Origin of the sequence: Scytonema sp. PCC 10023 (genome assembly GCF_963920835.1) — a bacterium.
GTDB lineage: Bacteria > Cyanobacteriota > Cyanobacteriia > Cyanobacteriales > Nostocaceae > Kalymmatonema.
The window spans coordinates 39,845-63,139 of the sequence record NZ_CAWUDP010000005.1; the positions used below are offsets into that span (position 1 = coordinate 39,845).

At 42.7% G+C, this 23,295-nt stretch carries 20 protein-coding genes, 1 tRNA gene and 2 pseudogenes; 15 read left to right on the forward strand and 8 right to left on the reverse strand.

The window, feature by feature from the left end:
- Positions 1–149 precede the first annotated feature (149 nt).
- The gene (locus ACM0OZ_RS04700; protein WP_414581661.1) at positions 150–3,419 is read left to right on the forward strand and encodes a thioester reductase domain-containing protein; all 3,270 of its coding nucleotides are present in this window, start codon (positions 150–152) and stop codon (positions 3,417–3,419) included.
- Between the two features lie 44 nt (positions 3,420–3,463).
- Here ACM0OZ_RS04700 and ACM0OZ_RS04705 read toward each other — a convergent pair whose 3' ends face one another.
- From ACM0OZ_RS04705 to ruvB, 7 genes and pseudogenes are all read right to left on the reverse strand, one after another.
- Positions 3,464–3,769, reverse strand: a complete 306-nt coding sequence (locus ACM0OZ_RS04705; RefSeq protein WP_414581662.1) for an FkbM family methyltransferase — start codon at positions 3,767–3,769, stop codon at positions 3,464–3,466.
- 14 nt (positions 3,770–3,783) lie between these two features.
- Entirely contained in the window at positions 3,784–4,323 is a 540-nt protein-coding gene (locus ACM0OZ_RS04710) for an FkbM family methyltransferase (protein ID WP_414581663.1), read from the reverse strand.
- A gap of 41 nt (positions 4,324–4,364) precedes the next feature.
- Positions 4,365–4,712: pseudogene (locus ACM0OZ_RS04715) on the reverse strand (glycosyltransferase); the annotation flags it as partial.
- Positions 4,711–4,827 (reverse strand): annotated as a pseudogene (locus tag ACM0OZ_RS04720) (tetratricopeptide repeat protein); the annotation flags it as partial. The pseudogenes ACM0OZ_RS04715 and ACM0OZ_RS04720, both read right to left, overlap by 2 nt.
- A gap of 81 nt (positions 4,828–4,908) precedes the next feature.
- Entirely contained in the window at positions 4,909–6,300 is a 1,392-nt protein-coding gene (locus tag ACM0OZ_RS04725; protein ID WP_414581664.1) for a cytochrome P450, read from the reverse strand.
- Between the two features lie 11 nt (positions 6,301–6,311).
- Positions 6,312–7,115: a tetratricopeptide repeat protein gene (locus ACM0OZ_RS04730; protein WP_414581665.1), complete on the reverse strand. Its 804-nt coding sequence runs from the start codon at positions 7,113–7,115 to the stop codon at positions 6,312–6,314.
- Between the two features lie 114 nt (positions 7,116–7,229).
- Complete coding sequence (gene ruvB / locus ACM0OZ_RS04735; RefSeq protein ID WP_414581666.1) at positions 7,230–8,330, reverse strand: Holliday junction branch migration DNA helicase RuvB; 1,101 nt, start codon at positions 8,328–8,330, stop codon at positions 7,230–7,232.
- A gap of 263 nt (positions 8,331–8,593) precedes the next feature.
- On the opposite strand from ruvB, the gene hisF reads away from it, so the two are divergent.
- From hisF to ACM0OZ_RS04755, 4 genes are all read left to right on the forward strand, one after another.
- The gene (gene hisF, locus ACM0OZ_RS04740) at positions 8,594–9,361 is read left to right on the forward strand and encodes an imidazole glycerol phosphate synthase subunit HisF (protein WP_414581667.1); all 768 of its coding nucleotides are present in this window, start codon (positions 8,594–8,596) and stop codon (positions 9,359–9,361) included.
- Between the two features lie 115 nt (positions 9,362–9,476).
- The gene (locus ACM0OZ_RS04745) at positions 9,477–9,668 is read left to right on the forward strand and encodes a hypothetical protein (RefSeq protein ID WP_069347226.1); all 192 of its coding nucleotides are present in this window, start codon (positions 9,477–9,479) and stop codon (positions 9,666–9,668) included.
- 125 nt (positions 9,669–9,793) lie between these two features.
- Positions 9,794–9,866: transfer RNA gene (locus tag ACM0OZ_RS04750), tRNA-Ala, on the forward strand.
- A 399-nt stretch (positions 9,867–10,265) separates the two neighbouring features.
- A complete protein-coding gene (locus ACM0OZ_RS04755) occupies positions 10,266–10,919 on the forward strand; it encodes a nuclease-related domain-containing protein (RefSeq protein ID WP_414581668.1) in 654 nt (217 codons plus the stop codon).
- Between the two features lie 13 nt (positions 10,920–10,932).
- On the opposite strand, the gene ACM0OZ_RS04760 is transcribed toward ACM0OZ_RS04755, so the two are convergent.
- Positions 10,933–12,876, reverse strand: a complete 1,944-nt coding sequence (locus ACM0OZ_RS04760) for an NACHT domain-containing protein (RefSeq protein ID WP_414581669.1) — start codon at positions 12,874–12,876, stop codon at positions 10,933–10,935.
- A gap of 185 nt (positions 12,877–13,061) precedes the next feature.
- On the opposite strand from ACM0OZ_RS04760, the gene ACM0OZ_RS04765 reads away from it, so the two are divergent.
- The 10 genes from ACM0OZ_RS04765 to ACM0OZ_RS04810 all read left to right on the forward strand — a co-directional run bounded on the left by ACM0OZ_RS04765 (position 13,062) and on the right by ACM0OZ_RS04810 (position 23,282).
- Entirely contained in the window at positions 13,062–13,754 is a 693-nt protein-coding gene (locus tag ACM0OZ_RS04765; RefSeq protein ID WP_414581670.1) for a hypothetical protein, read from the forward strand.
- Between the two features lie 61 nt (positions 13,755–13,815).
- Positions 13,816–13,992, forward strand: a complete 177-nt coding sequence (locus tag ACM0OZ_RS04770) for a hypothetical protein (RefSeq protein WP_414581671.1) — start codon at positions 13,816–13,818, stop codon at positions 13,990–13,992.
- A 45-nt stretch (positions 13,993–14,037) separates the two neighbouring features.
- On the forward strand, positions 14,038–14,997 hold the full coding sequence (locus tag ACM0OZ_RS04775) for a caspase family protein (RefSeq protein WP_414581672.1): 960 nt from the start codon (positions 14,038–14,040) through the stop codon (positions 14,995–14,997).
- A 27-nt stretch (positions 14,998–15,024) separates the two neighbouring features.
- Positions 15,025–17,508, forward strand: a complete 2,484-nt coding sequence (locus tag ACM0OZ_RS04780; RefSeq protein ID WP_414581673.1) for an NACHT domain-containing protein — start codon at positions 15,025–15,027, stop codon at positions 17,506–17,508.
- Positions 17,509–17,617: 109 nt separating this feature from the next.
- A complete protein-coding gene (locus tag ACM0OZ_RS04785) occupies positions 17,618–17,926 on the forward strand; it encodes a hypothetical protein (protein WP_414581674.1) in 309 nt (102 codons plus the stop codon).
- Entirely contained in the window at positions 17,923–18,333 is a 411-nt protein-coding gene (locus ACM0OZ_RS04790; protein WP_414581675.1) for a type II toxin-antitoxin system VapC family toxin, read from the forward strand. Before ACM0OZ_RS04785 ends, ACM0OZ_RS04790 begins: the two co-directional genes overlap by 4 nt.
- Positions 18,334–18,512: 179 nt before the next feature.
- Complete coding sequence (locus ACM0OZ_RS04795; protein ID WP_414581676.1) at positions 18,513–18,839, forward strand: DUF433 domain-containing protein; 327 nt, start codon at positions 18,513–18,515, stop codon at positions 18,837–18,839.
- Complete coding sequence (locus ACM0OZ_RS04800) at positions 18,839–19,180, forward strand: DUF5615 family PIN-like protein (protein ID WP_414581677.1); 342 nt, start codon at positions 18,839–18,841, stop codon at positions 19,178–19,180. Before ACM0OZ_RS04795 ends, ACM0OZ_RS04800 begins: the two co-directional genes overlap by 1 nt.
- A gap of 27 nt (positions 19,181–19,207) precedes the next feature.
- The gene (locus ACM0OZ_RS04805) at positions 19,208–19,435 is read left to right on the forward strand and encodes a hypothetical protein (protein WP_414581678.1); all 228 of its coding nucleotides are present in this window, start codon (positions 19,208–19,210) and stop codon (positions 19,433–19,435) included.
- Between the two features lie 490 nt (positions 19,436–19,925).
- Positions 19,926–23,282, forward strand: a complete 3,357-nt coding sequence (locus tag ACM0OZ_RS04810) for an AAA domain-containing protein (protein WP_414581679.1) — start codon at positions 19,926–19,928, stop codon at positions 23,280–23,282.
- The last annotated feature ends 13 nt before the right edge of the window (positions 23,283–23,295 follow it).

Consider the following 23,295-nt stretch of genomic DNA (forward strand, 5'->3'; position numbering starts at 1 on the left):
CCTATATTTCTTTGGGCAAGCATTTTTAAAATATATTCTGGATAACAAATTTAGTTGTGTATGAATGACAGGTTTAGCTTAGTCTTACTCTAAAGAGCGTATCTGTGAATGAGTGAAAATTTTATATTTTAAGGGGACGGCAAAGAGCGATGAAATTTTCTAATTTGGTAGACCTGCTGCACTACCGATCGCAAAATCAGCCTGATCAAAAAACTTATACCTTTCTCCAGGACGGTGAAACAGCAAGTATCAGTCTGACTTATCAAGAATTAGAACGACAAGCACGGGCGATCGCTGCCTATCTCCAGTCCCTAAATGCTACAGGGGAACGGGTATTGTTACTGTACCCACCAGGTCTGGAATTCATTGCCGGTTTCTTTGGGTGTTTGTATGCCGGGGCGATCGCCATTCCTGCTTATCCACCCCGCCCCAATCAATCACTTTCCAGACTCGAAGCGATCGCCACAGATGCTGAAGTAAAAGTAGCTTTCACAACTTCTTCTCTGCTCGCATACTTAGAAAACCGCTTTGCCGAAAATCCAGAATTAGCAAGGATACATTTGGTTGCTACCGATAATATTGCCAATGACTTGGGAGCAGACTGGCAAAAACCGACACTCAGCAGCGATACTCTGGCTTTTCTCCAATACACTTCCGGGTCTACGGGGACACCGAAGGGGGTGATGATCGCTCATAGCAACTTGATGCACAATTTGGCTATGAGCCATACGTCAGGAGAGTTTACCTCCAATAGCCGGACAGTAACTTGGTTGCCATTCGGTCACAATACAGGGTTAATCGTTGGAGCCATACAGCCTCTTTACAGTGATTTCCCTGTTACGATCATGTCGCCATTGGACTTCCTACAAAAGCCTTTGCGTTGGCTGATGGCGATTTCCCGTTACAAAGGGACTCAAAGCCTTGCCCCCAATTTTGCTTATGACATGGCTTGTTTCCAGACAACTGCCGAACAACGGGCAATGCTTGACTTGAGCAGTTGGGAATTAGCTCTTAGCGGTGCTGAACCAGTTCGTGCAGAAACTATTGAGCGGTTCGTCGCCACCTTTACCGAGTGTGGCTTTCGGCGAGAGGCATTTAATGTCGGCTACGGTATGGCTGAGAGCGTTGTCGGTATTTCTGTAGGTTTAAAAAAACAGCCACCTGTTATCCAAAACATTGAGAAGGCAGCATTTGAGCAAAACCGAGTGGTCGTAGCGCTTGGTGAAAGCGAAAGTACCCAAAAAATCGTGGGTTGTGGTCGCACTTGGTTAGACCAGAAAATCCTGATCGTTAACCCTGAATCGTTAATCGAATGTCCACCCCAAGAAGTGGGAGAGATTTGGGTGTCAAGTCCAAGTGTTGCTCAAGGTTACTGGAATCGACCTGACGCAACCAAGGAAACCTTTCACGGTTACTTAGCAGATACCAATGTTAGCGAAGCGGGACGAAGTCCAGGACCATTTTTGCGTACTGGCGATTTGGGATTTTTGCTTGATAAAGAGTTGTTTGTTACGGGTCGTCTCAAAGACCTGATCATTATTCGGGGTCGCAACCATTATCCCCAGGACATTGAGTTGACCGTAGAAAAAAGTCATCCCGCACTGCAACCTAGCTGTAGTGCAGCATTTTCAGTGGAAGTGGAGAGTGAGGAGCGATTAGTTATTGCTTGTGAAGTTAAGGAGACTTATCTAGAGAAGCTGAATGTGGATGAGGTGGTTGCAGCCATCCGTCAGGCGGTGTCGCAGCAGCATGATTTACAAGTTTATGCTGTCCTGCTGCTGAATACTGCAAGTATTCCGAAGACTGGCAGTAATAAGATTCAGCGCCATGCTTGTCGGGTGGGGTTTTTGGATGGCAGCCTGGATGTGGTGGATCAGTGGCAACACAGCCTTACAGAAAGCAAGTTGTATCCCCTCCCAGAAGGGGAAAATTCTGACAAGCAGGAATTTTTTGAACAAAAATCTCAAACAGCAGAAACTATTCAAGCCTGGTTGGTTGAAAAGATTTCCCAGCAGATCAAACTTAATCTACAGGATATAGATATTCAGGAACCCTTAACCCGCTATGCTCTGGATTCAGTGCAAGCTGTGAACATTTCAGGTGAGTTGGAGAATTGGCTGGGACGTAAACTGTCTCCGAGTTTGTTATGGGATTATCCCACAATTGAGCAACTGACTCAGCACTTAGTTGGGCAATCTAAGCCCTCTCAAGAACACTCAAGAACGGATTGGAACGCGGAAGTTGTCCTAGATGCTACAATCAGTCCTGGTACTGCACTCTTTGAGCTAGTGACCGAACCTGCTGCTATCTTCATAACTGGTGCAACTGGCTTTTTAGGAGCCTTTTTACTCCATGAACTCCTTGAGCAGACTCAGGCGGATATTTATTGTCTGGTGCGTTCTGCCAACGAGCAGTCAGGCAAGATCAGGATTCAAAAGAATCTGGAAACCTATGGACTGTGGAATCAAGATTTCAGTTTCAGAATCATCCCAGTTTTGGGTGACGTGTCTCAACCCCAGTTGGGTCTTTCGGCTGAACAGTTTCAAAGGATAGCCAGCCAGATTGATATCATCTATCACAGTGCGGCTTTACTCAACTATGTGTATCCCTATGAAAGGTTTAAGCCGATAAACGTTCTGGGAACCCAAGAAGTGCTGAGATTGGCAAGTCAAATTAAGGTTAAGCCGGTTCATTACATTTCTAGTGTCGCTGTTTTTGAGTCATCTGCTTATTACCGAAAGGTGGTGAGCGAATCAGATCAGCTTCTTCATAGTGAAGATATGTACCTTGGGTACTCTCAGAGTAAATGGGTGGCAGAAAAATTAGTGATGATGGCGCGTGATCGAGGGCTTCCGGTTTGTATCTATAGACCACCTTTTATTTCCGGGCATAGTCAAACAGGCGTGTGGAATACAGATGACATTATCTGCCGCGTCATTAAAGGTTATATCCAAATGGGATGCATGGCAGACTTGGATTCTCTGTTAGATTTATCTCCTGTAGACTATGTCAGCCGAGCCATTGTTTATTTATCAAGACAAAAGGAGTCTTTGGGTAAGGCTTTTCACTTGAATAATCCCCAATCCATTCACTGGAGACAGGTCGGTGATTTGCTCAGGTCTTTTGGCTATTCAATTAAGAAAGTTTCCTACAAAGATTGGCTTTCCCAGCTAAATAATACTGTGCGATCGCCGTCCAATCCTTTATATCCTCTTTTGCCTTTCTTTGTTAAAAAGTGGTCCCAAGAGCAATTGACTATTACTGAGCTGTTTCAGCAATCTAGAAGACCCCAGATTAGCTGTCACCAGACACTTGCTGCCCTTACGGGTACTGACATTGTTTGTCCTCCTGTAGAGGGTGAATTGCTGAATACCTATTTCTCGTACTTCATCCGTAGTGGTTTTCTGGATGCACCATAATTGCAATATTAGGCAATATTGGTTGAAGTCTTGGAGAATTTCTCCTAAGACTTCTGCCGCAACGCATACAGATTGAAATTCTCGTAACCCTTTAAAAAGGGTTCCTGCTCTACTGTAATCTCGTTCAACCCATGTTCTTTAAGTAAAGCCGTAACCTTTTCAACTCGACCATCCAAATTGTAGACTTCCATAACAACTTGCTTAATCTTTTGCCAATCTTGTTCTTCAATACCTAAAAGCACATTTAGCTCACTTCTTTCCACATCCACTTTCAGCAAGTCAATCTGCTGAACATCATGCTCGTGTATAATTTCTGATACAGTTCTCAACTGGCAAGTGACTTGCTCCATTTGAAAAGCTTTTTCTATTTTGTTGTCGAGAACAAGCGATTGCGCTCCGCGCATTGCCCAAAGGGCAATTGCACGAACGGAGGAAGCCAACGAAGCCAACGAATGAAGCAAGGCGCATCTTTGAGATTGTCAAGAACCACCTTCTTTATAGAGTTTCGCTGCTCCTTTGAATCATCCGGGTATATGGTAGACCAAGCAGTAGAGTTGGGATAGAAAGCAAAGGTTATGGTCTTAGAATTTTGCGAGAGTCCACAGGGGAACGCCTTTATTTTCCCTGGATTAAAGCGTTGGACATTGCGCTGGAGGACTTCAAAAGTTGCTGGGATAGGTTCAAAGGCATAGATGTTGGCATTGTTATTACAGAACTGACATACGAATAGTGTGAATAACCCAATGTTAGCCCCCACATCAAACACGGTATTGCCTTCATGTAACTCGATTCCATTTTTGAAGTACAAGGGCATTTCTTCGTATAAAAAATCCACTTCCTCTTTATTTTTGTAAAAGATTTTCACTCCATTAGGAAGCGTGATTTCTGGAATTAACGCTGACATAAATATATGACCAATACAACAAAAATAAAGAGAAAAATCACTCAAAGGTTCTCTGAACCGTTGGCATGAGAAAGAACAGGCTTCCCTGTAGATACGACCTGTTCGATAATATCAACCGCTCGACTCACCCCACCTGCTCGCTGAATCGCTTCTTGTAGTCTCAAGGCATTTTTGTTGTAAGAATCTTCTCTTAACACCTGTTTAACAGCCTTTTGTAGCCTTTCTACACTCAATTTACCTAGAGGCACAACCTCCACAGCGCCAGTCCAAGCCAAACGTGCTGCAATTCCTGGCTGTTCATTGGCAATCGGAATCGCTACCAACGGTACACCACTGCTCAAAGCTCCGAGCACAGTATTCATGCCGGCATGGGTAATGGTGAGGGATGCTCAAATTTGGAGCAACTTCAGCGGATTTTTTGTAGTTGGCGATCGCCTCTTGCCATTTCCTCAAACCAGCATTGGCATTTCCCCGATTGTTGTATACCATTGCATCTTCGGGGTTCTGATAGAACCAGCAGAGGGTGTGCGGATGGTAGTGGGGATGCGTTCTCAAAATCAGCGCATACTCCACACAGGCTCTAGTTCAATTTAGCATTGAACTACCAACAGGCTGACTTGGGTGCTTTTGACGCACGCGCCTACCCATGTTCACCATCTTGAACCCAGCAGCAGGGGCGAGAAAGAAGCCTCGGCGCTGTGGTTTCACTGGTCGGCTATCAGCCAAAGCTAGTTGATAATTTGATACGATTGTCGCTACTACCAGTTTCATTTCAAACATCGCCAATGCCGCACCAACACAGCGACGATTGCCTCCACCAAAAGCAAAAAACTCAAATGGCGAGTATTGCCGTTCTAAAAATCGTTCCGGTTTAAACTGTTTGGGTTGTGGATAAAGATCCTCTCGCTGGTGAGTCAGATAAATAGAAGGAAGCAGCACTGTATCAGTATCAAAGTGATAGTCTCCCAGCTTTAAGGGAGCTTTCAAAATCCTAGGCCAAGTCAGGAATAATGGTGGATAAATACGCAGTGTTTCTTGGCACACAGCGGTTAGATAGGGCAGACGAACAATGTCTGTAGGGTTAGGATTTTCACTGAGGCTACTGAGTTCTTGGAGTAGTTTGTCTTGTACCTGTGGCTGGTAGTGAATCCAGTATAAAGCCCAACATAAAGAACTGGCTGTCGTTTCGTGACCAGCTAACAGCAGAGTTATCAGTTCATCGTGCAACTCTTCATCTGTCATCCCCTCACCCTGCTCATCGCGAGCTGAAATCATTAAGGAGAGGATGTCAGTGCGTTTACGGTCGTTTTGTCTACGCCTGTCGTGAATTTCGGCGTAGAGGAGCCGATCAATTTGCTGCTGGCGACGCCGAAAGCTTCCCCACGGACTCCAAGCCCCTAAATCCTTTTGTAAGAACTTAAAGAACAGCATAGACGCCCGTAAAGGAGAAACTGTCATATCCATCATCTCTGCTAGCAGTTGTCTGAGTTCCTCATAACGCGGTCCTTCATTGAGACCAAAAACAGCTTGCAATATGACTCGCAGACTTATTTCTTGCATCGATTCCCTGACAGAGAAGGGCTTGCCAATTGTCCAGTGACTGCTGACTTGTTTGGCGAGGGTGCAAATCAAACCGCTATAGGCTTGCATCCGTTCGCCATGAAAAGGAGGAGTTAAAAGCCGTCGCCGACGCTGGTGGGTTGATCCATCCAACAAAAGCATGGAGTGTTCTCCTACCACGACTTTTCCCACTTGATTGCCTCGACCAGAGTCAAACAGTTTAGGATCAGCGGTGAAAATTTCTTGAATTGCTTGCGGATTACTGATGAACACCGCTTCCGGGTAGAGATTTGCCCAGCGGGCGGTAAAGAAATCTCCGTACCGTTGGAAAGACGTTTCCATATAACCTAAAGGGTCAGCAACCCACTGTAATAGTTGCAACCAAGGGGGGGTTTTAGGTCCATCAGGTAATTTCATAGTAAATACCCCTATTTCAATGTCAAAAATTTCTTCAAAGCTGTTACCATACTGGGAGGCCAACGCCGAACATTTGCCACCCACTTAATATCTTTATAGCGTTGATCAAGTCCGACTGCTGAGACCCAGTTACTCTCGGCTTCACCTTGTTTTCCCTGTACCCAATAGGCGGCGGTGATGGCGGCGCGCACATCGGCAAAGTTAGGATATTTCCGGAGAATATTGCGCATTTCGCGAATTGCTTCGTCTACTTTACCAGTTTCATACAAAGCAAGGGCGTAGTTAGCACGGGCAAAGGCAAAATTTGGGGTAACTTCAGCGGATTTTTTGTAGTCGGCGATCGCCTCCTCCCATTTCCCCAAACCAGCATTGGCATTGCCCCGATTGTTATATGCCATTGCATCTTTGGGGTCAAGTTCTAGAACATGATTATAATCTGCGATCGCCTCTTCCCATTTTCCCAAACCCTCCAACGCTGTACCGCGATTCAAGTAAGGGTCAGTCACATTCGGCGCAAGTTCTATAGCCTTATTATAATCTGCCAGCGCTTCTTGCAACTTATTTTGGCTAACTCTAGAATTTCCCCGGTTACTCAAAGCCGCTGCATTATCTGGGGATTGCTCGATAATTTGCGTCCAGTAACGTTCAGCTGTCGCAAAATCACCTTTATCTGTAGCCGCAAAAGCCTTTGTCGCTAACTCATCGCGTTGCTGTAATTGTTCTTGACTTAAATTGGGAGATTGAGTTTGTGCCATGACAGCCTCACCCCACCCAAACACAAGCAACAGACTTAGAAAAATAACGATTAATCTCATTTTAGTGGTTAGTGGTTAGTAGTGAGTAATTAGTGGGTAGTGGGTAGTAGAAATTTTTAACAACTATCAAATGTAGAGACGCGCCATGGCGCGTCTCTACAACTACCTACAAACTTAAGGCAACAATGACAATTGTTCGTTTGGGGGTTTAAAACCCAAATGTTTGTAAGCTGCTGGTGTTGCCACCCTACCACGCGTTGTCCGGCTTAAATAGCCAATCTGCATGAGATAAGGTTCGTATACTTCCTCAATGGTTTGTGTATCTTCACCCGTCGCTGCGGCGATTGTTTCCAATCCCACTGGACCACCGTTAAAATTTTCAATGATCACACTTAACATCCGCCGATCTGTCCAATCTAAACCGCAGGGATCGACTTGAAACAGTTGCAATGCTTCTGCTGCCACTTTTTCGTTAATTTCCCCAGATAATTTGACTTGGGCATAATCACGGACGCGTTTAAGTAATCTATTGGCAATACGCGGTGTTCCCCGCGCCCGACGGGCAATTTCTGCTGCACCATCTTCTGTAATGGCTGTTTGGAGTAATTCGGCGCTGCGGAGGACAATTTTACTCAGTTCATCGACTTCATAAAATCTCAGTTTTTGAATTAAGCCAAAGCGATCGCGCAACGGAGATGTCAGCGCCCCAACACGAGTTGTTGCCCCAACTAAGGTATACTTTGATAAAGGTATGCTCCGAGTCTTAGCGCTGGAACCTTTACCAATAGTAATATCTAGGCGATAATCTTCCATTGCTGGGTATAAAATTTCTTCGCTCATCCGCGACAGGCGATGAATTTCATCGATAAACAGAACATCTCCTGGCTTCAGATTTACCAGTAGCCCGACAATATCCCTGGGACGTTCTAAAGCTGGCGCACTAGTAATTTTGCAGTTTACTCCCATCTCGGCTGCTAATATCATAGCCATTGTGGTTTTCCCCAATCCCGGAGGACCGTATAACAGCAGGTGATCCAGCACCTCGCCCCTAGACTTCGCGGCTTTAATGGCAATTTCTAGCACGTCCTTTAAATCTTTTTGCCCGATGTAGTCAGCAAATCGGTGCGGTCGTATACTTTCTTCTTGCTTACCTTCATCAACAGCTGCTTCAGGTTGCAAAAGATTTTCCTTTGGAGGAACTTTCGCCACCTCCCGACGCTGCTTTGGTTGTCCGTTGGGTTCTGGGGGCTGTTTTTTCGAGGAGATAATCGCCATAGTTGCTGCTGTTAATCAGTATACGATTGCACCAGGAGTCTTTGGGGATAGGGGGTAAGGGTGTAAGCGAACAAAAGTGCAATTGACTCTTAAGAGTTGACAATGCGAAATTTCTCAGCACTTACACGCCCATTTTCCTACACCTCTACACCCTTATTTTCTCCTGCCCCCTTACTCACGTACGAAAATTTTGTTTCTGTAATACTCTTGTCAATTTAAAATTTAGATTCCGGGTAATCACAACAGGAGTGTAAAACGAAGGAATGCTAGCTAAAAGAATCTTACCGTGCCTGGATGTGAAGGCGGGACGAGTTGTCAAAGGAGTTAACTTTGTTAACTTGAAGGATGCAGGCGATCCGGTAGAACTAGCAAAGGTTTACAACGATGCAGGTGCAGATGAGTTAGTGTTTCTAGATATTACAGCCACTCATGAAGACCGGGGCATTATCATCGACGTAGTGTACCGAACTGCTGAGCAGGTCTTTATTCCTCTGACTGTAGGTGGTGGCATTCAATCCTTAGAAAATGTTAAAAATCTTTTACGAGCAGGAGCAGACAAGGTTAGTATTAATTCTGCGGCGGTACGTGAGCCAGATTTTATTAATCGAGCAAGCGATCGCTTTGGCAACCAATGTATAGTCGTTGCGATTGATGCCAGACGACGACTAGACCCCAATAACCCAGGTTGGGATGTATATGTCCGTGGTGGAAGAGAAAATACTGGCATTGATGCCCTATTTTGGGCGCAAGAAGTTGAAAAACGTGGCGCAGGAGAACTCTTAGTCACAAGTATGGATGCTGATGGCACTCAAGCAGGTTATGACACAGAGTTAACTCGGGCAATTGCTGAAGCCGTACAAATTCCAGTGATCGCATCTGGTGGTGCAGGTAATTGCGAACACATCTATACCGCCCTTACAGAAGGTCAAGCAGAAGCAGCATTACTTGCCTCGCTTTTACATTACGGACAATTAAGCGTCGCTGAGATTAAAACTTATCTGCGCGATCGCCAAGTTCCAGTGAGAATGTAATGCCCATTAGCAAATCTTTATTCAACGAAAAATAGACCAAAACTAGAGTCTTTCAACACAGATCTTGAAAATGATGTTAATATAAATTAACTAGATTTAAGAAATATTAAGAAATATGTTGATACCTATTTTAGTCTTTGATGTGGCGCTAGTAGCCTGGTCGCTGCACCTGATGGAAAAGGCATATGAAAATAAAGAATTTTCCTTAATGTTAGCTGGTACGCTGGTTGCCTTAGCGGCAGCTGCCATGCTAGTGGTTTACTTCCTGATGGGACATTGTATGAGCTACTTGTTGCAACTATCTTGAATTGACAATTGCGATCGGCTAGTGGCTAATAGCAGTAATTAGCAATTAGCAAATAGGCAGTCTTCGATTAGGGGTGTTGACAAATAGTAAATTTCTAAACTAAAATGCATAATGCACAATAGTGCGGGGTTATAGCTCAGTTGGTAGAGCACCTCAATGGCATTGAGGGGGTCAGCGGTTCGAATCCGCTTAGCTCCATATAGGCTGATATTATGATGTTTTTTGGCAACAGCAAGTATTAGTTGCCAAGAATGGTCATATATTGCCTTTAAGTATTACTTTATTTTGTCAGCGTTAAGGGATTTCCAAGAAATAAATTATCCATCTTGTGGGGGAGCCAGCGCTGCAGGAGGGTTTCCCTCCGTAGGCGACTGGCGTTGGGCATCCTGCCCGCCCTGAATACAAAGGACGGGTGGGGACACCCATCCCACAAGAAAATTTGGGATATTTTTTTATTTGGAAGTCCCTAAAAGGTTTACTGCTTGCTCTGGGTTAGGGTTGCACTTGACGTGGTGGTAGTCGCTTCCTTAATTTTTAGAGTCCCAACAACTGTAAGCTTCAGAAAGAAGCAAATTTAATACCATTAACCACAGAAAATTGTTACCAGAAAAACAGCCAGGAGAGTATATCCGTAAATTGGGTGAGGAGCGACGCCAATCTGCAATTCTGCGTTATGCTCTTGCAGTGGGTGTTCTTATTGGGACAGTGCTTTTATTCAGTATCTTAAGTATTTCTTCTTTGGGAGTGTTGCTCTCGCTAGGGGGATTAGTAGGCTCATACTACCTATACCGCAATGGGCAACACTTGATGAAACGAGCTGGTGATGCTCAACGTGGTACTAAAGCCGAAACCGAAGTAGCTGCATTATTGCGCCCCCTGGAACGTCAAGGATGGCAAGTAGAATACAACCTACGAATTAGAAGATGGGGAGATGCGGATGTGGTATTGCACTCTCCCAAAGGCAATTGGTACGTAGTCGATGTCAAATCTCACGGTGGTACCAAAGTTTATGAAAGCGATCGCCTGCGAAAGCGTTACGGCAGAAACACCTATGATTTTAAAGAGGGCGATTTGATTGAAAAAGTCAAAGGTCAAGCAAAGGAAGTGAGGCGCTTAAAAGGTGCGCGGTGGGTGACTGCACTACTGTGCTTTACAAAGGGTAACGTTGATATTCCTGGCAATGATGCTGATGGTGTTTATGTTGTAACTGCTGCTGATTTAGTCAGTACTTTGTTGCAGTTGGATAGATAACTATAAGTAGTATTTAGTTTGTCTTTCTATTTCCTACACCCTCCAATGGCATGGCTGCAAAATGTTCTTGCAGTAGCTTGTGGATGAAGCGATAGCGTCCGCCGACGCGCTGGAGGAAGAGGCGTTCGGTGCAGTAGTCGAGGAAGCGGGCATAGTTCCAGGGGATGTATCCAATGCAGTAGAGCAGAAGGCGGAGGGTGAGGTGTTGGATGCAGGCTAAACCACCAAAGATCATTCCCACAGTTAGTCCGCAAAATAGGCTAATCATGACTCCAGATTGGATCGGTTTAGCAGAAATTACAATTACATCGTTGATGCGTCCCAGCATCCAAAGTATTCCAACAATCGCTCCGGTAACTAAAGTAGAGGCTAAAGCATTCCGTAAGGAGGACCAGATGCCTTTGTTTGGATACGTTCTATCTTCTAAGTTAATTTCAAGAATCCATCCACAAAAAAATGCATCAACCAGTACACCACCCAAGACGCTGATGCCGATTGGCACTAAACTAACTTGTACCATTTTGGGTCGAGAAACAAATTCTTTAAATGCTCTACGCCAAGACCACTTTAATTGTTCCACTGGTCTTACTTTCTGTACTAATACCAAGCTAATGAAATTAAATAGACCAAATTGAAGAGTTATGTTTTCTAAGAACTTTATCAATGCTTGAATTTCACTTGGGAACCAATTTGGTTGTATCTTTTCAATCAAAAACTCAGTTTCCGACTTTTGTTGTAACTGCTGTGCTAAATAAACCAACCACTTTAGCATTTGCCTTTTACTAGGTATTTTGTGTCTTCCATACGCCTTACTCTCAAGCTTCCGATGCAGCATCCGGCGCACATAGGCATTCAACAAATGCTCCAAGCGCGCTTGCGTAGACGACAACTGCTGCCAATCTTCTACCAACAACTCCTGCGTTGACAGCACTGTAATACTCAGCAACAGTGGCTTTCTTACCAAATCCAATAGCGTTCCATCTTGCCGTAGCGTTTGCCAAAGTTGTCCTCGCCCCACTGCTGTCAAATATTCCTGAATCTGTGCATCATTCAGTTCTCGTAAGTAAATCGCCCCATTCAGTTGCAGCCTGGTTTCGTAGTTACCGTACTCCTCCCGACGGCTACACACCACCAGATATTGCGGACGACAATCACTTTGCAACAGTTCGTTAATCTTGTGCACACAGAGTTCCTGACGGACTGACTCCAGTTCATCAAGACCATCCAGAATTGGGAGTAATTTAGCATTATCTACCCAGTTAGCACCAATATCCTTCCGCACCCCATACTTCGACTTAAGTTCCGCCACCAGCCAGTCCCGCATCGACTGTCTATCGTCTTTCCAAGATGAGAGGTTGAACAACACCGGAATTGGGTAATCAGCTTCTTCCTCTGCCCGTGCAATCAATGGCTTAGCAAGGTCTAGCATTGTAGTGGTTTTGCCAGCACCAGGATTACCCAAAATTAGCAGCCTACCTGCAATTTCCTCCTGGTTAAAAACTTCCAAGATGCTGATGGTATCGGGAATAGGTTCACTTGGCTTATCCCCAATCTTGATGTCTGAACTCCAAGGATACTTAACTTGTTCCGGCTGCGCTTCCTTCCCCAGGTTAATCAACACCGCATTATGCAACGACTGCTTCAGTCGGGCAACAACTTCATTTTTCACCGCTTGCAGCAACAGACGCTCATTGCGGGGGCGTTCAGCTTTTCGCTTCTCTTGCAATACTGATCGCAGCGCTTGCTTAATGGCTTCAGCATCATTGCCATAGTAAGTGCGATCGCCAATCTGAATATCCCTACCCTCAGCAATATTGACAATGTTGCTGCCCACCTGCACTATATTTTGACCGTCACGGGCACGCAGCAGTTGCCGCAGGGTTTGCATATCGCCCTCAGTTTCTTCTCCATTGGTAATACGGTCAAAAATAGCGCTTAAGTCTTTATAGGAACTCATTTGCGTCTACGCTGGTCAGGTTTATTGCTGAATAGAAGTAGATGCTAGAAATCTTAAGGAAATACAGTAGATAATTCGTCTTGATTATTACACATACTACAATTTTTCAGTTAGCTAACCGTAGAAACCCTCAGATAAAACAATTTGTGCTAGTAAAAATTTATATTTCTCAATAGGAGAGCAAAGTGCCCAGTAGTGTATTCGATGACATCAAGGTTATTGGCGAATCCGAAGACCCTGAATGGATAGCTGCAAAGCTGCAACAGATGAAAGACCCGGATGTGGAAAGCGATGTTGTGGGAGATACTAATCCCGAACAGGGTGACAAAGGGATTTTAGAGTTTTTAAACTTAGTCCAAGACCAACCCTGGATGTATGCAACGCATAAATTTGGCTACATTGCTCCTCGTAAATCAGGTTCAATGAAGTCTCAACCCATCGAACATCCCAGCGCAATTGAACCCGATAATACTCTCAAAAACAGCCGCATCAACATTCGTCTCGACCGCTTGCATATTGAAAAGTATCCTGGCGGAGGAACACACAATGTTATGGTAACATTTGCAGCCCGAAACCAAGTAGCCGACACGCAAGAGTCAGTCAGCTTTAGCCAAACTTATCGCGTACAAGAAGGACAGTCTGCTGGTATTTCTGGCTACCCTGTGTTTATTGGTTTGAATGTAGGTTCCCAAGGAGTAGCTTTTGAATGCTCAACAGTGAACGTTAAAAATGAAGAAGACAAGACAATATTAGCAGCTTTAGAATCTTCACCTTTTCAAAGTGGACTCAAACTTTTGACAACAGCCCAACCAGCGATCGCACCTTTTACAGAAATTACTTTGGGAGTAGTCAAGTTACTGGCTAAAGTTACTGGCTAAACGCAATGAAAATGTTGCTGTACAGAAATTTTACCTGGGATTAGACTTTGAAAATTCCGCTATGGGGTGTCGTTTAGCCGAGGGTAATTATATTGCGGTACAGGTTGATGACGAAATAGCGATTGATTGGAAGCGATGGGTTTACAAACCAGACATGGGTGCAATTGTCAATAGAGATAATAGTTACACGCTTCCTTACAACTATGTAATTTTTCGCGTAAGTCGCTACGAAGAATAAAAATAGCCTTGCCACAACCAAGAAATTTGATGGAGTAAGAAGAAAATGAGCGATAAATTTACTCATGGTTATGCACTATTAATTGGCGTTGGCGAGTCAGCTTATCGTGACTTGTCTCTACCAGTAACAGTAAAAGATACTCAGGCAATTTATGCTGCTTTAATTGACTCAGAACTATGTGCCTATCCTGATGATAAAGAGCATATTCGAGTGCTAAATAATCAGGAGGCAACTAAGGCAGCTATTCTAGATGGATTGAATTGGTTAAAAGGAAAAGCAGAATCCGACCCAAATGCAACCGTATTTGTTTACTACTCAGGACATGGCTGGGTAGATAAAAAAACAAAGCTTTATTATTTACTACAACATGATATTAAGCCTACTAAAATGGCTAGTTCTGCATTAGCAGCAGAAACTTTCACAGATGCATTACGACAAATTCAAGCTGAACGTTTGTTAGTTGTCGTTGATAGCTGTCATGCAGCAGGTATGGCGACTTCTAAAGAGGCAGACTTGGAACTAGAAGAAGAATTTGATGATTTTATTAGAATTGCCCCATCCAAAGGGTTGATTGAGGAGTTGAAACAAGGTAAAGGTAGAGTCGTTTTCACATCTTCTGAAGGAGAACAAAAATCTTTGTGGATTAAAGATAATAGCATCTATACTTATCATTTTCTGGAAGCTTTACAAGGTGCTGGGAATAAACCCGGTGATACAGAAGTGCGGCTTTCTAATTTGATGGATCATTTGACTACATCTGTACCTGAAAGTGCGAGAAAGTTAGATCAAGAGCAAACTCCTCAATTTGATATGACAGGAGGAAATTTTGTAATTGCCAAGCTTCGCGGTGGTAAAGGTTTACCTGATAAGGGATGGGATGAGGTTAAACCTCAAGCAACGCAAAAGATTAATAAAATTGCTGAGACTATAAACCAATATGGGAAATTTATCACTAATATCAATGAAGCCAGTAATTTTCATATTGGTGATGTTTACAACAAATGACTGCGGGACAGGGATAAGGAATGACTGATGGCTACGCCAGATGAACTGAAGGTTATTATTGAAAAACTAGCAGCAGGCACTGCAACAGACGAGGAAATTGAAGCCTTTCGCCAAGCATGTGAGGGTAGTGACAAAATAACAGTGCAAGTTGCTAAGTACATCAATAATGTTAACCAGGCGCAAGATAGTCAGTTTGGCGATGCTCCAAAGGAGCCGCAACGCGATCGCCTTTCCCAAAATGCAGATACAGAAGCAAGCCAAGCTGCAAAGTTAGAGCAAAACAAGCTTTCAGTTGATGAACTTGTGCAAAAGGTGCGATCGCGTTTTCACGACGACATCCAACGCTTACATGGCACGATGCCGCTTTTAGGCGTTGACCATTGGGTAGATTTAGGCAAGTTATTTGTCGATGTTAATATCCTCGAAGAAATCAGCAGTAGTCGCAAATCAGAACTAGACGACCTTTGGCAAGATTTTAGCGCTGGTGTTGGAGAATATTCCAGTTACCTGAGTTTAGATCGTATTGGGTTAGGTAAGCAGCAAAAAAGAATGCCTGGGTTAACAGTGCTGGCAAAAAATATCAATTTGATGGTTTTGGGAAAGCCGGGTTCGGGGAAAACAACTTTTCTACAGCGTATCGTCACCGAATGTAATAAAGGAAAACTGCAACCGCATCGAATTCCGGTGTTGATTAAGCTGCGGGAATTTGTTGATGACGGTCGTAATTTTGAATATAGTCTTGAGCGTTATTTAACTCAGCAATGGCGATTATCTGAAGTTGAGACGGAGTTAGTGCTGAGTCAAGGCAGAGCATTGATTTTGCTTGATGGTTTAGATGAAGTAACAGGGGAAAATGGACGGAAAATTTCCAAGAAAATTAAACAATTTGTCCGTAGCTACCCGCAGAATCAGTTGGTAATAACTTGTCGAACACAAAGCCAAGAATCGCGCTTTGAGCGTTTTGATTATGTGGAAGTTACAGACTTTAATGAGGCGCAAGTGAACGCATTTGCAAAACACTGGTTTAAGGTAGTTTGTTCTAATACACAGGAAAGAAAAGCAAAGGCAAGACAATTTTTAGACAAGCTCTATTTAGAAGAAAATAAGACTATTCGTGAATTAGCAATTACACCTATATTGCTAAGTTTAACCTGTGCGGTGTTCCAAGCGCAGGGGAAGTTTTACTCAAAGCGGTCGAAATTGTATGAGGAGGGATTAGAGTTACTGCTGGAGAAGTGGGACAAGTCGCGCTCAATTGAGCGGGATGAAATCTATCGAGACTTATCGGTGGAGCGAAAGCAGGAACTTTTGAGTTATTTGGCGGTGAAGAAGTTTGAACAACGGCAATATGTGCTGTTTGAGCAGGAGGAGATTGAAGGGTATATTGCAGAGTTTTTGGAGATTTCCCGGCGGGATAGTCGGGTGGTGTTAAGGGCGATTGAGGCGCAGCATGGGTTGTTGATTGAGCGATCGCAGAAAGTTTGGTCTTTTTCGCACCTGACGTTTCAAGAGTATTTTGTGGCGAAGTGGTTTTGCGATCGGGCTAGATGGCAGGAACTAGCCATAAACGTTACTCAAACAAAATGGCGAGAAGTATTTTTATTAGTATCTCAAAGTCAATTGGAACTTGATAGTTTGTTACGAATGATGAAAAAACAAATTGATCTGGTTTTGATTGAAGATAAAAACTTACAAGAATTTCTAGAATGGATCAGGCTAAAATCAAACTTAGTTAAAGCACCTTATAAGCTAGCAGCAATTCGTGCTTTCTACTTCACTCTTGTAACTGCACATACATACACATTCGATACTATTTTACCTAATAAATTGGCTACTTCTCTTTTCTTAGACTTTAATTTGATTCGCGCCTATGTACCTAAGGGTAATATTTACTCAGATTTTTCTCTAGCTGGCGCTCTTGATTCAAATCTTGAATCAGCGATTGGTATCGTTCATGGTCATGGACATAATTTTCATGATGAATTGGAGTTACCGCGTGAAGATGCTATAACTGACATACTCAAGCGCTTACATAACTCAAGGTTTAGCTACCCCATTGATTCCGCTCAAGGTTTTAAGTTTTCTATGGCATTAGCTAACGACTGTGTGTTGCCTCCTACTTTCTATCACGCCTTACAACACTTAAAGGCGGAGTTGCATAGCCTAACGCAAAACTACATACAACTCTACCATCAACATTGGGAAGTTTATAGCACTAGAAATGAGCAACTAGAAAGTCTAGTAGAGAAGTGTAAGAAGTGGTGGCAAGTCACTGGAAAAGAATGGCATGAAAAACTGAGATTATTAATAGCCGCCTACCGATACATAGAGATTGGCTGGAAAGTTAATGAAAATCAGCAAATGTTTTTGCAGCTATACTATGATGCAAACAAGGTTATAATAGATTGTTTGAATGCTACTGATAGAGTCAGTAATGAGGTAAAGGACGAGATTGAGGAAACTTTATTATTACCAATTGCCGAAATCGAAAAGCGTAACCGTGAAAAATGAGTGGGTGTGATTTCTGCGATAATCTTGCTGCCGTGATGTTGTTGAGGGTAGAGCGATACGTGCTTTGCACAGGCTCACGCCGCCAATTTTGAGAAAAGGAGACAAAAGAATGAACGCAAAAATTAGTATCCAAATTGAAAAAAGTCAATCAGGTTATTCTGCCTACAGCCCTGAAATAGAAGGGAGTCAAGTACAAGGTGATTCTCTTGAAAGCGTTGTTGATGCTCTCAAGACAATTCTTAGCACTTACCTGAAAAAACAAGAACATCAAATAGATTCTGGAACTGATAGACCTATCTGGGAAATCGCTCAAGAAATCACCCAAGATATGACCGAAGAAGAAATTCGTCAACTGCGATCAGATGGTGCCGAGCAACATGATCATTACATCTATGGCATTCCTAAACGGAAATCATGAAGACGCTATTTGCAGATACTTTCTACTGGGTTGCTTTAATCAATCCAGGAGATGATTGGTACAATCAAGTTCTTAATACCAGCAATTCACTGGGGCAAATCCAAATTGTGACTACAGATGAAGTGTTGACAGAAGTGCTCACCTTTTACTCAGAAGCAGGCACTCGAATGCGGCAACGTACTGTGGATTTGGTGGACAACATCCTCAATAATACCAAAATTCAAGTGATTGAACAGACTCACGCATCTTTTCTGGCTGGTTTGGAGCTATATCGTAGCCGTTTTGATAAGGGTTATAGCCTAACTGACTGTATCTCCATGAATATTATGCGGCAACTGGGCATCACAGAAGTCCTAACCCATGACCAGCACTTTGCTCAAGAAGGCTTTGTCATCTTGTTCAGGTAGGGGATTGAGGAGAGGTTGTTGTGAGCGATCGCCAAAATCGAAAAGTGCTTTCCTTGAAAGATGAGTGTGCGTCATTTCTGCGATAATCTTGCCGCAGTGATTTTGTTGAGGGTAGAGCGAAGCTGGCTTCCGTTAAAATATATAGATCCAGTTTTTTCTCATGCGACGGTGGAAATACTATGACGCTTCAAAAGTTGGAACCGGAACTACTTGCCTTAACACCAAACGAGAAAGCACAAGCGATTCAGATACTTGCCCAGAGCTTAGGCAACCCTTGGCGTGGGATTGAGAAAACTCCCGGTGTGTGTGGCGGCGATGCATGTATTGCTGGAACCCGTATCCCTGTATGGGTGTTAGTCAACGCTCGTCGGTTAGGCATCAGCGAAGCTCAACTTTTGAAAGACTATCCTACCCTATCTGCAACTGACTTAACTAACGCTTGGGTTTATGCAACAGTATACCCAGAAGAAATCGAAACTGCTATTCAAGAAAATGAAGAAGACTAATGGTTCGTCTGTATGCTGATGAACAGTTTCCGTTTCAAGTTGTGGAATGCCTGCGCGAATTGGCACATGATGTTCTTACAGTCCAGGAAGCAGGACTCGCTAATCAAAGGATTCCCGATGATGAAGTTCTCGCCTTTGCCAGCAGCAACGAGCGAGCTGTTTTAACGCTCAATCGAAACGACTTTAAACGCTTACATCGTTTACAACCAGAACATGCTGGTATTATTGTTTGCACTGACGATTCAGATAGAAGCCAGTTTGCGGAAAGAATTCACACAGCGATTTCAGCTCAGGAGTCCTTAAGAGGTAAACTAATTCGAGTTGTACGTCCATCAAAATAACTTGTCCCTGAAGAACTGCTGGAATTAATGAAGCTAGCAGATAGACTGCCACCTGAAGAGCAATTGCGCTTGGCTTCCTATCTCCTAGAGAAAATTATTCATTGCGAGATAAAACCCATGCCTCGCCACAATGTCAAAGAATTTCGTGGCATTGCTCCTAATCATTTGGGCGGAATGGATGCTCAAGAGTATGTCAATCGTATAAGACGAGGAGAATTCCCAGAATTGGAAATTGAATCGAGGAATGAAGTTTAAGAAGAACGCAGAACACAGAACACTAGTTACAGAATATCCCCAAAGGATTTATCCGGGGGTATAGCAATGCGGAAAACTTTCTTTTTTCTCCACTGGATTTATCCGGGAGCGCGCCTACCAATACTCAGGAACAGAACTCTTAATCTATACCCATTCCGAAGGTGTTTAATATTCTGACGAATGATTCTGACGGATGATTCTTTCTTGGTGAATATTGAATATAGATTACGTAGTGTAAAGCGTCTTGTTTTGGCACGACAAGCGTATTCCCATTCAGCTTTGCTGGGTAAGCGATATTTTCTTCCTGTTTTAGGCTAGAGATGCAACATAGGCAAGCTTTTACACGTCCGTGAATCACCTTCTTATTTGAGTACAGCACATAATCTGTGCAAATAAAAAAAAATATAATTTAGCGCCAACTTTCCGGATTATCCCGGAAAACAGTTGTATATAAGGAAGCTGAAGCCAGTACAACAACCAGGAGATAGTTTTGAACGCAGCTAGCAAGGTAGACACAATTCTCAACGCATGGTTTGATTATATAGCCTTAGAGGATTACAGTAACGCCAAGATTGAAGCCAATAGCGATGCAATAAAACAGCGCGGTGTCAGCATAGTACGCGACCATGTATTAATTGAGCAAGCTACCTTTTCAGAACTACGACAAAAAGTTACCCAAGGGCAAAAAGGTCAACAGGAAGCAGTGTGGGCTTTGTCCTTTCCGCAAGTTTTAGATGTAGAAAAGGGAAAATCTTATCTTTGTCCTTTGTTTAGCTTGGATATTACACCCATCCTTAAAGGAGAGCATCAAGAACAAGGGTGGAATCTAAATGACCTGAAACTCATGGAAGCAGGAGATAACTTAGCCACCTTCCTTGGACTCGATGATGAACAACGGGAGCAATTGATTACCCAAGATGGGCTGCGACCATTTCTCGAAACAACCTTTGAGCTAGAATTTGGAACTTATGAGGAGTGCGTGCAGCGGCTCATTATACCTCGTCGCTCTTCTAACCAGATTAAACGGCAGCCATACTTGTTTGAGTTTAAGGGAGGCAGATTTTCTAGCAATCTCAAGCAAGACCTGAAAGAAATCAAGTCAGGCTCAAAAAATTGGTCAAAAGGACATCCAGCTTATGAATATCTGTTCGGTGTACCTCAGCCTCCAGAACATCAAGTGACTTACATGGGTGCTTTCCCAACCCATCCACCGACTAACTCGCAACTGACAGCACTGAAACACGCCCAAACTGAACCGATAACGGCTGTGCAAGGACCACCTGGTTCTGGAAAAACTACCCTCATCCTTCATCTTATTGCCCAACAGGTAGCCCAACGTACACTTAGATTGATTGAAAAAGGCGAGGATATTAATAATCTTATAGTTATTAGCAGTACCAACAATAAAGCAGTTGAAAACGTTATTGAAAAGGTAGATGAGTGGTTAAAAGATGAATCGTTAAAACATGATTTTCTCTATCTCAGAGGAGGAAGCAAAACTAACATACAATCATCGGGAGGTGCTGCTGAACAGATACAGAAAGCACTTATTTTTTTAGAAAAAAATAGTTTCAATGAGAATATTTTTAATACTTTAAAACAGCAAATAAACCAGATTAAACATGAGTTCATAGCTGCAGAGTCTAATTATTTAGAGCAACGTCGCCAAAAAGCTTTATGTGAAGAGAGACTACCTCAAGTTTTAGAAACAATAGAAACACTTCAACAGAATTTAGAAACAGCAGTATCGACGAGAAGCCAGTATCAGCTACGGTCAAGGCAATTAGCAGAGTATGAACAACTTCCAATAGAAGCTTATCGAAAAATTAAGTTTCGCTTTGATAATGCAGAACGACAGTTACCCGAAGGAACATTACCTTGGTGGATGCGTTTATGGCGCTGGGTGACTAAGAAAACAGAAAAACAGATTATAACAAACGCAGTTTTAGCTTGCGAGTCAGCAATTGAAAATACGTTCAATACTCCTTTTCCTGTAGGAAATCCCAATACTCGCAGCGAATTTATTCAGGAAGCACGGTTGGTTAGAGAACGACTAGAAAAGGCAGATGAGCTAAAAAGTGTACAAGGAAGATTACAAGAAATTTCTGAAAATATAGTTAGTACAGAGCAACAAAGAGATAATGCACACGAGGAATTAACTTCATTAGAAAACCTGCTGGCTACTTCAATACAAGATTTTTACGCTTCTTTTCATCAAAATTTTCATGACAAGCACAAGGAGTTATTTCAGCTATCGCGAGACTTTCTCACTTACCAAGCACTTTGTTATAAAGACCGCGTTAAATATTCTTTAGAACTGTATTCAAGTGTTCTTTCTGGAAATAAGAAAGATATAAATAAGATGGCAGAAAATCTGGAGGAGCATATTAAAAATGTAAGTTTAATGTTTCCTATCATCACGACTACATTACTTTCCATCCGAAATATGCTCCCGTGGGTTTCTGAATGTGTTGACCGCACAATCGTAGACGAAGCCGGTATGATTGACCTGCACAAAACGTTTCCTTTACTGGTGCGATCGCGCAAAGCTATTATTGTTGGAGACCCGCAGCAAATTGAGCCTGTCATCACTCTAAGTGAACAAAGACGAGATAATTATCGTCAAACAGCGTTTCTTGATCAAGGATTAACTGATATTGATTACCATCGTTACAGTCCGGAGGAAGAATACAGCGCCACTACCTATCATCGCGCCGCTGGTGCAAGTGGAGAAGATAATGATAAGGGTCAAGGGATTTGTTTGATTGAACATTACCGCTGTCAACCTAGCATTATTGAGTATTGCAATGTTATTGCAAACTATGGGCTACAAGTAAAAACAAAACCAGCCACTTCATTATTGGAATCAAACTTAATTGCTTATCATGTTGAGGGGAATATCAGCAATAATGTTAATCAGGAAGAAGTTTCTGCTGTATATGATTTAATCAAACATTTGCTTAATAAAGGTTACTCACTAGAAGATATAGGTGTTATTTCTCCCTTTAAGGTTCATGCTGATGCATTGAGAGAGCATTTAGCTAAAAATTTATCTGGATTAGATCCAAAATCTGTTGGGACGGTTCACACTTTTCAGGGTGCTGAGAAAAAGGTAATTATTTTATCTACAAAGGTTTGCCGATCGCAAGATAATGTTAACTGGATTAACCAGCGACCAAACCTTCTTAATGTTGCTGTATCGAGAGCAAAAGAACTATTTATTTTAGTTGGTAATCTTTACAGGCTAGAGAAAGGGACTCTGACCCGTCAGCTTGTTGAACACATTCGATATAATGGAATTATTTTAGAGTACAAACCTGAGATAGAAAACCCGTATCAATCCTCTAGTAGTTCTCTAGTTTTTGATTGTGACCATTTAGATTATTTCAAAAAAGCGATTCAGGAAGTAAAACAGGAACTCATAATAGTTACTCCTTGGCTTCGCGGTGATGAACCAAAACAATTTGCTGACAGTATAATATCAGCCTTGCAAAACGGTGTTCAGGTAAGTGTAATTTATGGATATCTCAGTCATGATCACGAAAATGATGTAAATAATGATGATAATGATGCTCAAGCAGAGAAACAGCTTAAAGATTTATTAGGTTCGCGTCTCATTCGTTCGCGCAGTGGAGGAACAAATCAAAGAATCTTGATTTGCGATAATCAATTTGCAGTCGTAGGAAGTTGGAACTGGCTTTCTCATCCATACCGAGATTTCTGTTATAAATCACTAATTAATCCAACAGTTCAAATACGTAGAGAAACTAGTGTATTTCTTTCTGATTCCTCAAATATTTCATTGTTGATGCAAGATATTACTGAATTCATTCAAGAGGCATTGTAAAGTTAGAATTATT